Source organism: Mycoplasmopsis adleri, from assembly GCF_045276205.1.
GTDB classification, from domain to species: domain Bacteria; phylum Bacillota_I; class Bacilli_A; order Mycoplasmatales; family Metamycoplasmataceae; genus Mycoplasmopsis; species Mycoplasmopsis adleri.
Genome location: NZ_CP174162.1, coordinates 902,692 through 916,701 on the forward strand (window position 1 = coordinate 902,692; position 14,010 = coordinate 916,701).

A 14,010-nucleotide genomic window follows, 5' to 3' on the forward strand; every position below is an offset into this window, starting at 1 on the left:
ATAAAACAAAGTCACCATTGTGACTTTGCATTTTGTTATTTTCAAGGTTTGCCGATTTCTGATGATAAGTAAGCGGTTGTATCAAAACTTAAATTATTAGAAGCTAATTCTTCTTTTGTTGAATAGAATAATTTGTAATTTGGTTCATTGATGTTTTTATTTTCTTTAAGAGCTAGAAAATCTTTAACAGGATCAAATAAATATAACTTATTGTTTATTGAATATTGAACCAAAAATCTAGTATTAACAGTTGAACCAGCATTATGTTTAAATTGCAAAATTTGAACATTTTTAGGTACTTGATAATAAATTAAGTATGCTACAAAATATGCTAAACCAAATTTACCAACTTTGCCACCGTTTTTAACTGCTTTTTCAAATTCTTCTTGTCAATCAGCATTTTTTAATCACACTTTACTTACATATCCTTTTGCAGTCATTTCTTCAACAAATTTTTTAGGATCTTTAGTAAATTCTTCAAGTGCATTTTTTGGCAATTTATCGTATTTGCCTTTAAATGTAGATGTTTCACCAGCATTTGTAACTGTATAAGTGCTTGTTAAGTAACCCTTAGGACTTCTAGTTAGATAATAAAGTGGGGCAAATGATTGTTGAATTGTGTGTTCGTGTTCAGCATCATATTCATTAATAAACTTGCTTAATGTTTGCATTATATTTTTATAATACGTTAATAAGTTAGCTTCATTATTATCTTTTCTTAATGAAAGATCTTCAAAAAGGTTATTTAAAGCAATTTTAGGTAAAATACCTTGAATTTCAACTTCATTGTCGTCTGTGAAGTTACTAAATTGGAAATCAATTCTTTCTTCAACAGCATCTGGATTAAGAAGCTTTTCATATGCTTCTTTATGTGTAGAACTTAAAAAACGATGTTGATATGGTGTATCTTCAAAAAGGTATAAAAGATAAGCCTCAATCATATCCTTGTTAAGATTTGCTCTAACAGTTTTATGAGTTTTTGGATCGTTATATTTAATGTAAATTGGAATTGATATATCAAGGAATTGGTAATAGAATTCTTCTAAAGAAATAAAATCTTGATGTGTAAAGTCTCTAAATGATTTTTCGAAAACTTTTTTAATGCCTTCATATTTAGGTTCTTTGCCTCATTTAGGAGCTAAAATTTTGCTTTCAAATTCAGCGAATGATTTACCTTGGAAAATATTGTTATTTAACGAGAAGTATTTAGCATCTTTAATTCCTTGTTCTTCTTTAAAGGGGTTAATACATGAAACTAAGGCAACTGGCGCAACTAATGTTGAAGCAGTAGCTGGTAAAAGTAATTTATTTAATTTGAATTTCATAATTACTCCTATAAAGTAGCATTATAGTTTCAAGATCTAAAACCGAGATAACTAATTGCTGAACCTAGAATTAAAACGATGATGCTAAATGATAAAACCCCAATTGCATAAGCTTTTCAAGCTTGATATTCTTGTAAAAGAGTAGTTTGAATTTTTACGTTCTTAATTGATTCAATAGCTGTAACTTTATGGATAATAACTGAACAAATAATGATTAAAACCAACGCTATAACAGATAAAATTAATCAGACAATTGTGTTTTTCTTAATATTAATTTTTTTCATATTCTATCCTTTAATTGTGCTACCTTGACGGCTAATAGCAGCCATAATTCTCTTTCTAAATAAGAAGTAGAATACAAACATTGGAAGGATAACAAGAATTGCACCAGCCATTCTAATGTTATCGAACACACGTTCGTCTTGTGTTGTTGTATCTCTACCTACACCGAATAATCAAACTGACATAACTCTATAATCTGTACCAGCAACTAAGCTTGGTCATAAATATGAGTTTCATGAAGCAAGGGTTGTTAAAATAACAATTGTTAAGGTTGTTGGAGAAACCATAGGAATTGCAATTTTGAATAAGTATTTGTAACCTACAACACCATCAATCATAGCAACTTCCTTGATTCTACCAGGAATAGCTTCGAATGCATTTCTATACATTAAAGCATTAAATACTGAAGCGATGAATGGAACAGCGATAACGAATAATTGATAGAAGAATAAGCTACCACCATCTTTAGGTTTTAAGGCACTATTCATCTGTACAACTACTCATTGTTGACCGGCTAATAAGGCAACTTCAGGTAGGATTAATAAAGCCATTAAAATTGATCAGATAAATTCTTTACCATATCATTTTTTAAGGCTAAATGCATAACCTAAAAGTAATGTAACAAAGATTTTTAAAGCAATCGAAATAAGAACATTACAGAAAGTTAATAAGAATGAGAAAACATAACCTTGTTGTCAATCTTTTTCTCATGGTCATATACCTGAGTTATTTGGATTAGCGGCTGCTATAATATTTTCACCGAATCTTCATTCTTTTGGTCAAATTCCCGCTTGACCGTTTTTAAGCATATCTGCTTGGTTATTATTCATAATAGCCAATAAAATCATATATGCAAATGGGATTAAAATAATGAGTCCGAAAAAGCATAATAATAAAATTTTGAAAAAGGATTTAGTAAATAGAGCGGTAAGAGAACTATCTTGGACTTGTTGAGTAACTAAATCTCTCTTCTTTTTTAGAATAGAATTCGCGTATCTCTCTTGAATCTTTAATTTTGTTTCAAACATCAGATTCTCCTTTGTTTAATGATGCTAATGTAAGGACTCTAAAACCTCCACGAATAACTGTTGAATATGTTACCCCAATAATGAATAAGATTAATGAAGCAGCACCAGCTAAAGCATAGTTGTTTTGTTTAACATAGTAGTAAATATATAACATAAGGGTTGAGGCACCGGCTTGCGTTGCAAGTCCAGGTTTGTTGTTGAACAATGCAAGTGGGAATACTTTGATACCGTTAATAATACCCATTGTCATAATAAATGTTATTGTACTTTTTATTGATGGTAAGGTAATTGTAAAGAATTGTTTAATTCCTGATGCACCATCAATTGAAGCAGATCTATATAAGTTTTTATCAACTGATAACATCGCAGTTGTAAAAAGTAAAACGTTGAATGCTAAGCTGTTTCATACACCATTGATAAGCATAACGAGCATTGATTTAAAGGCAAAGGCACCTTCTTTGGTTTTCTTTAATCAGTCGGTTTGTCCTTCTAAACCAAATGCTCTTAACATCATGTTAAATTGACCGTTTTTATCAAAAATTTGGATAAAAGCTAAAGAAACAGCAACAGCGTTAGTAACATAAGGAAGGAAGAAGATGGTTTGTCAAAAACCTCTTAAACCTTTTCTTAACACACTAGCTACTAGTGAAGAAATAAGTAATGAAATTATCATGGTAATTGGTAAAACCAACAGACCATAGATAAAGGAGTTTCTAACACCAACAGCAAAGTATGGATCTTTAAACAGTGTTTCTAAATTTTCTGTTCCAGCAAATTTAGTAGTATCGCCACCTAAATCAGTGGTGAAAGCACTTTTAATATTGAAAATAAATGGGACAACTGTAAATGTAATTAATACTGCTAAAGCAGGAATAATTAACACAAACGCGAAAAAGAAGTTTGTTCTTTTATCAACAACTGAAATTGCGATTGAATCCGCATTTGTTTTAGTTTGTTTACTTAAAGAATATTCTAATAAGGCTTGATTGTTAGTCTTGGCACTTATATTACGGTAGAAATTATTCGACATTATATTCTACTCTCTCTTCAGTTACAGCGTCAAAGATATGTAATCTATCAGCTGGCATACTGAAGTGAATTGTGTCCCCTACTTTAAAGTCATATTTGTTGTTAACTAAGAAGTTTAATCTAACTTTATCTTGAGTTTCAACAATTAATTTAGATTCTTTACCGAAGTTTTCAACTGCTTTGATAAGACCTGAGAAATTAGCTCCTTTCGCAGTTGTTTTAATAATATAGTCTTCGGCACGAACACCAACTTTAACTTGTGCGTGGTCAATGTTTGGTATAGTAATACCTTTGATTTCAACACCGGCTACAGTTAATTTACCGTCGGTATATTCACCAAGCATTAATCCCATTTCAGGCATACCAATGAAACGAGCAACGAATTCATTAACTGGTTTGTTATAAAGTTCAAGTGGTGAACCCATTTGTTGAACTCTTGAAGTTGACATACAGATAACAATGTCACTAATTGACATAGCTTCTTCTTGGTCGTGGGTAACAAACACTGTGGTAATACCTAAGCTTTGTTGAATTTCGCGTATTCATTGTCTTGTGTTAATTCTTAATTTAGCATCTAAGTTTGATAATGGTTCGTCCATTAATAAAATCTTAGGTTTTTTAACAATCGCACGAGCAATAGATACACGTTGTTGTTGACCACCAGATAAACGGGTTGGTTTCTTTTGTAAAATTGGAAGAATGTCAACACGTTTTGCAACTTCAAGAACTGATTTATGAATAGCTTCTTTAATTGTAAGAATATCTTCTGACAATTTAGCAATTTTTTCTCTTTGTTCTTCGCTTAAGTTAGCTGTATGCAATTTAGCATCTTCACGCATAATAGCTTTGAAGTTGTATTTTGCATCTAATTGTTTTTCAATGCTTGCATGTTCTTTTTCAAGAATTACTGGAACGATTGAAAGATTTCTTTTGAGTCTCTTAAGTTTGTCGTCTTTGACTTTTTTAATGTCTTTTTGGGCAATTTTGTACTCTTCTTTTAGAGTAGCAACTTTGTCTTTATTGTCTCTTTCAATTTCAATAACTTTCATGCAATATCTGCAAATCATTGAATTTTTAAGAATTCTTTTTTCAAGTTTAACTAATTGAAGCGCATCTTTTAATTCAAATGATAATTTATCGTATTGAGTAATTTTATCAATTAAAGTTTTGTATTTAGCTTCAAGTTCTTTTAATTCTTCATACCTATTTTCACCTTTAGGTTGTTTGAATTTTAATAGACCTGATTCTTTGATTTCGTTGATGATATCACATTTAGCATATTCTTTTTGAATGTTGTTAGCCTTAACGATTGAATCTTCAATAGTTAAGTTCTTTGTGATTTTCTTGTAATCATCTTTTAATTCATCAAAATATTTCAATGTCTTTTTAGCTAAAATGCTATAAGCTGATTCATAACGGTTTTTAGCTAAGTTGTAAGCACTTTGGCTTCTAACATAGTTTTGTCTAAGATTTGAGTATTCTTTTGAATTCATTCTTTCCATTTCGTCAAGAATTTCTCTTGTGTAAACTACTGTTTCTAAGTATTGTTCACATTCTTCATCTGTAGCACCTAAATGTTTAAGATAAATAATGTTGATCTTAGTTTGAGCAATAATTCTTTTTGAAATGATTGAGTTTTGTCAATCTGCATCATTTTTTAACGGGAATGCAATGTTACCGTAAACACTCATGTGAGGATATAAGGCATAGTTTTGGAAAACGAAACCTAATTTTCTTTTTTGAGGGGTTAAGTTTGTAACATCTTTACCGTAAAATAATACATTACCACTACTAATAGTAAGTAAACCTGAAATAGCATTCAAGGTTGTTGTCTTACCACTACCTGATGGCCCTAATAATGTAACTAACTTTCCTTCTGGAATTGAAAAGCTTACATTATCAACAGCTAAAGTTTCACCGAAGTCGATGAACACATTTTTAAGCTCAATTGCTGGAATTGACTTGTCAATTTTGTTATCTTTAACTCTTTTGACAAGCATCTTATATTGTTCATAGTCTTCCGGAGTTGGTTTTGCTGTTGCTTTTTTAATAAGTTTAAAAAGTCTTTTTAAAAGCATATTTTCCTTAATAATATTAAATTTTATAATTGTATCAATTCTAAATTATATAGTATGTAATATATTCGCATAAGTTTAAAACTTAAATTTCCTAAAATAATTAAAGTATAGTGAGAAAACTATTTCTTGACTAGTTTACCTTTTTCAAAAACTTCGCCATTAGCGTAAACCACTTTAATTGGTTGATATCCGCTTTTGGCATAATCATATACAGAAGAGCCTTTATAATCTGGATCCCCTCCTGCATCTTTAACAAATGGTCTTCAGCCTTCACCAATTGGTTTTATTAAATAAGCTGTCTTAGATATTTTTTCATAAGGGTTCGATGCATGTCTAATTGATCATTGGCTAAAGAAACCTTGATTATTATCTCTTGCATATTTTAATGCTAAAGCCATTAAATAATATGTTCAATATTGTAAATGAATTGGATGCCTCATAGCAGAAATTTCTCTACCGAGCGGCAATGTATAACCGGCTTTTAAAATTTCTACTGAGTATGACCTATCAACATCAGTAATCTTAGATACCTTGTCTTTTTCATAAGAGAAGAAGATATCAGCAGTAATTCTGCCAAAGGTATCTTTTGTTCCTCCCGAGGTTAAAAATAAATAAACTTCTTTCCCATTTTTAAGAGTTTTTTCTGCATAAGCAGATGATTGAAGAGCAAATTGTAATTCTTGTTTTGAAGCTTTTCTTACATTTGCACCATCGCCTACTGCTTTTTCAGGTGTATCAATACCAGCAATTCTGACTTTAACTGGTTGATTTGCATGAATACCAGCAGAACCATTATCTTCTAAAGGAGTTACGGTAACAGTATCGCCGTCAGCGCCTTTTAAGATTCTAGCTCTGACCATTTCATCACTTACTTTTTCAGGATCAAGAATAATCCTTGTATCTAATTCAACAATTTTGGGTCCATCTTCAAATTTATTGCAACTAATAGTCGCAACAGAAGCAATCGGAGCAACAATTCCTACTAAAGAACCTAATAAAATTTTTTTATTCATGTTCTACCTTTTCCTAGATCTTATTAATAATAAAATAGATAGAAACATCAAACCACCAGTTTATTGGTAGGTTTAATGTTTTTTTATATAGATATTAATAAAAATTATTTAAAAGCATTAATTTTAGGTGTTAATGGTTCTACAATTTCTTTTTCAAATGTGAAACCAGCTAATTCACTTGGTTTTGCTTTTCTTATTAAATCAGTAAGTGATTTATATACAGCGTTAAATTCATCTCTATATGCATTTGAGTAAATACTTGATGGTTCTTCATATAATTTAATGTCTTTAGATGATAAGGCATCAAATGCAATTTTAAGATATGGATTTTTCTTAAGTTCTTTATCTAATGCTTTATCTTGTCCAAAGTCTTTAAATGGAACTATGTAGCTTGCAACTCTAGCAATGTGGTCGAAGTTAGTTTCTTCAGTTACTACATTTTTGGCATCTGTGAATTTGTGTTTAGTAGTTGATGTTAAGTATTTTACAAATTTAACAGTTGCTAAGTTTAATTTTTCATTCTTATAAATTGCATATAAGTTAGGTCCTTGTAAAAATGCTGTTTGTGTTTTTGAATCAGCAGCATATCTTGTAGGTGGAATAAATACAACTAGTTCATCTTGACCTAAAGTAGATTCCTTAGTTGGGATAATAATTTTGATTGTATCGCCATATGGTGTGTCTACTGATGGAACTGTTTTAACAATATAAATTGCATAATTTGTTCCTTTTTGTGAGAAAATACCAATTTTTTCGAAATTTGTTGTTTCTTTATCAAGAGCCGCAATATCTTCTTTTAGATTTTCTGGTACAGTGATAATTAACATACCTTTTTGAATCTTTGCAATGTTAGCATCATATTTTGCATCTACTGCAACATAGTCATATTGTCCAGCTTTTGAACCAGCTTTCAATAATGGGTTAGCATATTTACCAACTCCTAATTTTCCATCTTTTTCTTCAATTTTTAAAATATTACTAAGTTTAACCTTGTTTTTACCTTGAACATATGGAGTAACTGTTTTAATGTAGTTGTGTGAATAACCAGCAGTTGAACCAAAGTTAGAACCTAATTTATGGTTAACTTCGTCAGCAGATGCATATGCACCACCTCCATAAATTTTTAAAGCACCTTTAGCAATTGCTTCTTTAATTTTGTCGTACATTTCTTTTTCAATCTTAGTTGTACTGTTATTAGGGTCAAGAATTGATTTGAAATCAACTGTTATAATGCCTTCATCGTTTTGTGTAACTTTCATTGGCATTTTTCCATCATTAGCATCAAGTTTTGAATATAAGAATGTATTTAATGAACCAGATGCATCATCAATACCTAAAAGAGCAACTGATGAGGTTTTGCCTTTTGGAGCTTTTTTGTCTTTATTAGCAGTTTCTGATTTAACAGATGTTTTAAACATTTGAATTGCTTTTGTAATAAAATCAAGATATTGTGTAAAGCTACCAAAAACATTACTTTTTGTAAATTCAGGAACAGCAGCTGTATCACCAAATATACTTATAATTTCATTTGTTGGTCTAGCTGCACCAAAGTAATCTTCTCCAGCAATAATTTGGAGGTCTTTATCTCAATCTGCAGCATCTAATTTAAATATTGTTTTAAGTTCATCGTTAACTTTGTAACCAGCGTTTTGTAATGTCTTAAACACATATTTAAAGATAGGTCCGTTAATACCGAAAGCGATTGATGATTTTAAAAGTGGCAATGCATAGTTCCCACCAGCAGCAACACCTTGAATCTTGTCATTAAATGATGAGAATTTTTCATCAAAAACATCTGCGCTAACAGCATAGTCTTTAAATTTTTCATCAGCAAAGTTAATTTGTCTTTTAGCTTTAACAATTTCAGCAATGGTTGTACCATAGTTAACAGTTAAGCTTGGGGTGTCAGTTGATTTGTTTTTCATACCTGAAACAACAAACTCATTACCAGCTATATAACCTGAACCTATATTTTTAAGTTTAACTGGCATATAGTCTGGTTGGTCTTTTGCTTCTTTATTATAGTTATCAATAATATCACTAACAGCATTTCATTGTTCTTTACCTTGAGTAAAAGTTACACCGAAAATAACTGTGTCACCTTTAATTTCTCAACCACAACTTACAGTTGCGGCAACTGGTAAGATTGTTAATGCTGATCCTGCTACACCAGCAAGAATCTTTTTAAATTTATTGTTTTTCATAAATTCCTTTCATCATAGCAAAGAATAGTCTAATAAATCATTAGAAAATCACTATAACTTTAATTAATTTAAAAAAATCATTTACGTATGGCTGTCCTATTTATATAATAAATATAAATATCAGCTTTAATATTATGATATAAAATATTTTTTTAAGCCTGTAATCTTAAAATATTTTAAGAAAAAGTGGAAATATCCACATTTAAGACACTTTTTAATCGATTTTTTGAAAACAGTCTGAAATTGTTATATAATTATTTTTTAAATATTGTTTATAGATGGTTAACTTAAAACCTTAATTCAAATGGATTATTAATCTTATTTCAAAGCATTTTTAATTACTATTTCTCTTAGTATAATTTTGAATAGAAAGAAACATGAAATCAAAAATTAAAAAAATATTACTATCGTCTTCAATTATTCCATTAACCGTGATTGCTTCATCAGGGTTATCTATTTCATGTTCTAGCAAAAAATCTATACAAGTTTTTAACGAATATATTCAAACTATTGAAAAAGTAAACAGCACTCAAGAAATGTATAAAACTAAAGAACCAAAAGATGAAAACACTAAAATTGCTTTAAATTTGATTAATCAATTTTATGTTCAAGACTTTTTTGATGCTAAAAAAGCATTAGATTCCCAAAATAATAATGAAATTCTTTTCTATTTGAACGAGCACTTAAATGAAGGTTTAGAAATTAGTAAGCAAATTGTTGAAGCATATAAACCTGATTTTGAAGCAAGTGATGATCTAAAACAAATTAATGAAAAATTTAAAACTTTAAGAGATAAACTTTGATCTTTTCAAACTAATAAGGATTCAATAACGCCTGATGAAAAAAATAAAAATAAGAGCTCTTTAAATAATTTGAAAATTGTTTTAAATGAATTTGTTAATTATTTTTCATATGACATTTTGCAAACGCGTAATATTGTTGCTATTGAAACAATTTATAAAAAACTAGATTTGATTAAAGAACAATTAATCAATTTAATAAACTGAAATATAAATAATATTGATAATACAAATGACTCAAATATTAAGAAAAATAGAATTCAAAAAGCATATGATGATGCCTTAAAAAGAAATGACGAATTTAAGAAAAATAGTAATCCTTTTGTTTATAAAAATGAACTTTTATTATCTAATGTTCTAAATTCTTGTTTTGTTTCATTGCAACAATCAACAATCAAAAAAGACTCTAATGAATACTGAGATAATCAAGAGAAAAATTTTTATCGTTTGTGATTTATAAATTCTTTATTTGACTATAAAACAGAAGAATACAACAAAATAATTAAGAAAGTTGAACCCTCTCAAATAGCATCAATTAAAGATGAATTTAGATCAACAATTAAAAAAGCAGAAACTTTCTATAAACCAAATTATATTGGTGAATATGTTTATTTTAATAAAGTATATGATGACTTTGCAAAATTAGTAAATTATATTTGAATGTTGGGTCCTAAAGATTCAAAAGATTCACTATTTATTGTTTCTGTTTATGAAGGATGAATCAACAACTTTAATGCATCATTAAAATCATTTGAACAATGAAGCAAATTAATTGATAATTTTGAACCTATTACTATCCATAATAATTTTCTAGATAATCTTGATTTCCCATCATTTATGCATCATTATAATATTTACACAGTTTCATATAATGCTCTTTATTCAAATCAAAATAATAGAGGAAGTTAAAAATGAGCTGCGTTTTCTAAGCAATTTAATCTTAGAATTCATAGTTCATTTTTTGTATTAAAAAAAATAAAAAAGTTAATGATTACATTAACTCATTAATTGGCGGGAGTTAAAGGAATCGAACCCTTACAAGCAGTTTTGGAGACTGCGGTACTGCCATTATACTAAACTCCCTTTTTGCTTATTTATTATATAACAATAATGTGACTTTCTCGGTTTTTAAAAATGAAAATTGAACCTTAGTCCTTTAATACTTTTCTTGTTTAAATTATTTAATACTTTTATTAAATGCCCTATAAAACAGTTAAATTAAGCAAATAAAGGTAATAAAAAACGAGCCTTGCTCGCTAATTTACACAATTCCGTGTTGATGGAAAGAAAGAATAAATGCACAAATAATAATACCTAGCATAAATAATAAAATAGTTCATTTCCTGAGTTTCCAGGTTGGAGCTCTTTTTTATTACTTTTTTCAGTGTTATTTATATATAAATAAAAAAAAGTTATTTTTTTACATAATTACATTGTAATTTGTGGTATAATAAAGATATGAAAAAAGACAAATGACTATTAATTTCAAGAAAAAATAAGAACTCTACTTACTTATCTTTAGCACTTTCAGGAGGATTTGGCAAAGGTTATAAGAAATCTATCGGTATCGGTACAGTTGAAAAATGAGAAAAATATTGTTCTGATCCAGTAGAAAAAATTAAAAAACTATCTCAAAACTACAATACTGATTGAGATAGAAATATGATAATTAGACAATTAGAGTTAGATATAAGCAAGGTTAAAATTGAAACAAAACAGTTCAATTATGGATATGATTTGTTATACAGTTTCTTAGAAAAATTAAATCCTTTTAAAGATGCTAAAGTATCAAAATCCAAGTATTTAAATGATTTATTAAAATATATGATTTCAAATAGAATTGTAAATCCGGGTAGCATGCTTTCATCCTTTAAAAATAAAGACAAATTCAATATAAATTTAGAAGTTGAAAAGACGACATTTTATAATACTTTAGACTATTTAGCTGAAAATAAAAATAACATTTTAAAGAGTGTTAACGATACATTGATCAAAGATAAAAATAGAAAAATAGATATTATTTGATACGACTCTTCAACGGTATATTTTGAAAGTTTTGTAAGAGAAGGATTGAGATATCCAGGTTATTCTAAAGATGGAAAATTCAAAGAAGATTAAATTGTTTTAGGTTTAGCAACAGATGAAAACGGCATTCCAATTCACTATAAATTATTCAAAGGGAACACTGCTGATGCATCAACATTTATTAATTTTATTTTGAATATAAAATCACAATATGAATTAAACAAAGTAACACTCATTGCTGATAGAGGAATGAGTACAAATAGAAACATAAGATTCTTAGAAGATAACGATATTGATTACATTTTATCTTATAGATTAAAAGCGGCTTCAAATGACCGAAAGACCTTTGCAATAGATGAATCCGGCTATTTTGGAGACAATAATTTTAAATATAAAGAAACTACTTTTTATTCGTTTTGAAAGAATAGAAGAGCAAACGGACACAAGAGAAGATTGGTAGTAACATATAGTAAAAAAAGAGCATTAAAAGATAAAAATGATAGACAAATTTTAATCGATAATTTTATTAAAAGACAAGATAAAGACGGACTAGTTCATGATCAAGTAATGTTCGGTCAAAAGAAATTTAAATTCTTCGAAAAAGTTGGTGGTAAAGGTTATTACAAACTTAACTATGACAAAATTATCGAAGATGAAAAGTTTGACGGATATTATGCTTATGAAACCTCTAGATTTGATTTATCACCTGAAGAAATTGTGAATTTATATTCAAAACAATGACAAATAGAATCAAACTTTAGAGCTTTAAAAAAGTGCTTTAGCTGTAAGACCTATTTATGTATGAAGTGAAAAGCATATTGAAGGTCATTTCGTACTTTGCTTCTTATCTCTTGTTTTATTAAATTTTGTTATTTATTATTTAAACAAAGGTTTGAAAGAACTCGGTGTTGTAGATGAAAAAATCACAATCAAAAAATTACAAGATGTAATAAAAGAAACAATCAAAACATGCAAGATTATTGACGGAAAAATTGAAAGTGAAGAATATATTATTAACGACAACAATAATCAAGCAATTCAAGATTATCAAACATATTTAAGAATTTTAAATGAATTAAAATTTTAAATTATTAAAAACAGCTCATCAAACAGATGAGTTGTTAAAAATTACATTGTAAAAGTTGGAAACTCGGGAAAACAGTTAAATTAAGCAAATAAAGGTAATAAAAAACGAGCCTTGCTCGCTAATTTACACAATTCCGTGTTGATGGAAAGAAAGAATAAATGCACAAATAATAATACCTAGCATAAATAATAAAATAGTTCATTTGAATACTTTTTTGTCATGGTGTGCGTGATAGAATTCAGGTAAGAATTCAACAATCGATGTAAAGATAAATACACCACCAACAAATGATTGAACAATTGCTCTAAGTTGTCAAACATCACAAATGTATTTACCAACTCAAGCACCTAAAACCATAAATGGAATAAAGATTAATAATGAAGCAGATGAAGTTCATAAAGCATATGCTCTAGATTTACCTATTTCTCTTAATCTATAATAAAACACTAATTGTTCTGGTATTAAGTGTAAGACAGCAGAAATTCAGAAAGCAATTGAAACTGTTGTAATAACATGAGTACCTTGTCCCATGATACTAATAATATAACCAATTAAAAAGCTTTCGGGTATTCTGTGAACTAATAATAAAAGAATAGCTACTAATTTATATGAAGGATGATTTTCACTTTTTTCTTCTGTTTTAATTTCTTCTAAGTGGGTTGGCGCAATTTGATGATCATGATGGTCATCGCCATGATCATGAGCTAAATCATGTGTATGAATAAATACACTAGCTTCTTTATCTTTTGAAATCTTTTTCTTAGCAGCATAACGAATTAAGCTTCTTATACCTCAAGCAAATAATAATCCAAAAGATAATCCACCAACAACAACCAGAATGTTTCATCCATAAGTTATTCATTTATTATCGCTAGCTCCATAAATTGAACTTATTTCTAAGGATTCTTTTAAAAATCCAAACGTCGCCATGGTTAGAAAGAAACCACAAATAAATGAATAAAGGTAAATATTACTTTTGGTACTTAGTTTTTCTTTGCTTAAAGCAAAGATAACTGTAACTAAAAAGGGAATTAATGTTAATCCAAAAAAGCCTATGATGATAAAAATCAAATAGGTTACATCTTGATTATATGTTAATTCATAAATTGGTGTTCAAATGTCAATTTGTTTCATTTAAA

11 protein-coding genes and 1 tRNA gene are annotated in these 14,010 nt (G+C 28.6%); 3 read left to right on the plus strand and 9 right to left on the minus strand.

Going from position 1 to position 14,010, the window contains the following annotated elements; genetic code table 4:
* Positions 1-35 precede the first annotated feature (35 nt).
* From ACJA22_RS03795 to ACJA22_RS03825, 7 genes are all read right to left on the minus strand, one after another.
* The gene (locus ACJA22_RS03795) at positions 36-1,325 is read right to left on the minus strand and encodes a hypothetical protein (RefSeq protein ID WP_406616932.1); all 1,290 of its coding nucleotides are present in this window, start codon (positions 1,323-1,325) and stop codon (positions 36-38) included.
* Positions 1,326-1,333: 8 nt separating this feature from the next.
* Entirely contained in the window at positions 1,334-1,609 is a 276-nt protein-coding gene (locus ACJA22_RS03800) for a hypothetical protein (RefSeq protein WP_406616933.1), read from the minus strand.
* Positions 1,610-1,612: 3 nt separating this feature from the next.
* Positions 1,613-2,635 (minus strand): carbohydrate ABC transporter permease, encoded by a 1,023-nt coding sequence (locus ACJA22_RS03805; RefSeq protein ID WP_406616934.1) that lies wholly within the window; start codon positions 2,633-2,635, stop codon positions 1,613-1,615.
* A complete protein-coding gene (locus ACJA22_RS03810; protein WP_406616935.1) occupies positions 2,544-3,665 on the minus strand; it encodes a carbohydrate ABC transporter permease in 1,122 nt (373 codons plus the stop codon). The genes ACJA22_RS03805 and ACJA22_RS03810 overlap by 92 nt, the downstream gene beginning before the upstream one ends.
* Complete coding sequence (locus tag ACJA22_RS03815; protein WP_406616936.1) at positions 3,655-5,742, minus strand: ATP-binding cassette domain-containing protein; 2,088 nt, start codon at positions 5,740-5,742, stop codon at positions 3,655-3,657. The genes ACJA22_RS03810 and ACJA22_RS03815 overlap by 11 nt, the downstream gene beginning before the upstream one ends.
* A 119-nt stretch (positions 5,743-5,861) precedes the next feature.
* The gene (locus ACJA22_RS03820; protein ID WP_406616937.1) at positions 5,862-6,755 is read right to left on the minus strand and encodes a thermonuclease family protein; all 894 of its coding nucleotides are present in this window, start codon (positions 6,753-6,755) and stop codon (positions 5,862-5,864) included.
* A 104-nt stretch (positions 6,756-6,859) separates the two neighbouring features.
* The gene (locus ACJA22_RS03825) at positions 6,860-8,959 is read right to left on the minus strand and encodes a P68 family surface lipoprotein (RefSeq protein ID WP_406616938.1); all 2,100 of its coding nucleotides are present in this window, start codon (positions 8,957-8,959) and stop codon (positions 6,860-6,862) included.
* Positions 8,960-9,336: 377 nt separating this feature from the next.
* Between ACJA22_RS03825 and ACJA22_RS03830 the strand changes: the two genes are divergently transcribed.
* Positions 9,337-10,668: a hypothetical protein gene (locus tag ACJA22_RS03830; protein WP_406616939.1), complete on the plus strand. Its 1,332-nt coding sequence runs from the start codon at positions 9,337-9,339 to the stop codon at positions 10,666-10,668.
* 100 nt (positions 10,669-10,768) lie between these two features.
* Here ACJA22_RS03830 and ACJA22_RS03835 read toward each other — a convergent pair.
* A tRNA-Trp gene (locus ACJA22_RS03835) sits at positions 10,769-10,842 on the minus strand.
* Between the two features lie 375 nt (positions 10,843-11,217).
* On the opposite strand from ACJA22_RS03835, the gene ACJA22_RS03840 reads away from it, so the two are divergent.
* Both ACJA22_RS03840 and ACJA22_RS03845 read left to right on the plus strand, forming a co-directional pair.
* Positions 11,218-11,877, plus strand: coding sequence for a hypothetical protein (locus ACJA22_RS03840; RefSeq protein WP_406616940.1), 660 nt, complete (start codon positions 11,218-11,220; stop codon positions 11,875-11,877).
* 12 nt (positions 11,878-11,889) lie between these two features.
* Positions 11,890-12,801: a transposase gene (locus tag ACJA22_RS03845; protein WP_406617575.1), complete on the plus strand. Its 912-nt coding sequence runs from the start codon at positions 11,890-11,892 to the stop codon at positions 12,799-12,801.
* 193 nt (positions 12,802-12,994) lie between these two features.
* On the opposite strand, the gene ACJA22_RS03850 is transcribed toward ACJA22_RS03845, so the two are convergent.
* On the minus strand, positions 12,995-14,005 hold the full coding sequence (locus ACJA22_RS03850; protein WP_406616941.1) for a ZIP family metal transporter: 1,011 nt from the start codon (positions 14,003-14,005) through the stop codon (positions 12,995-12,997).
* Positions 14,006-14,010: the final 5 nt, after the last annotated feature.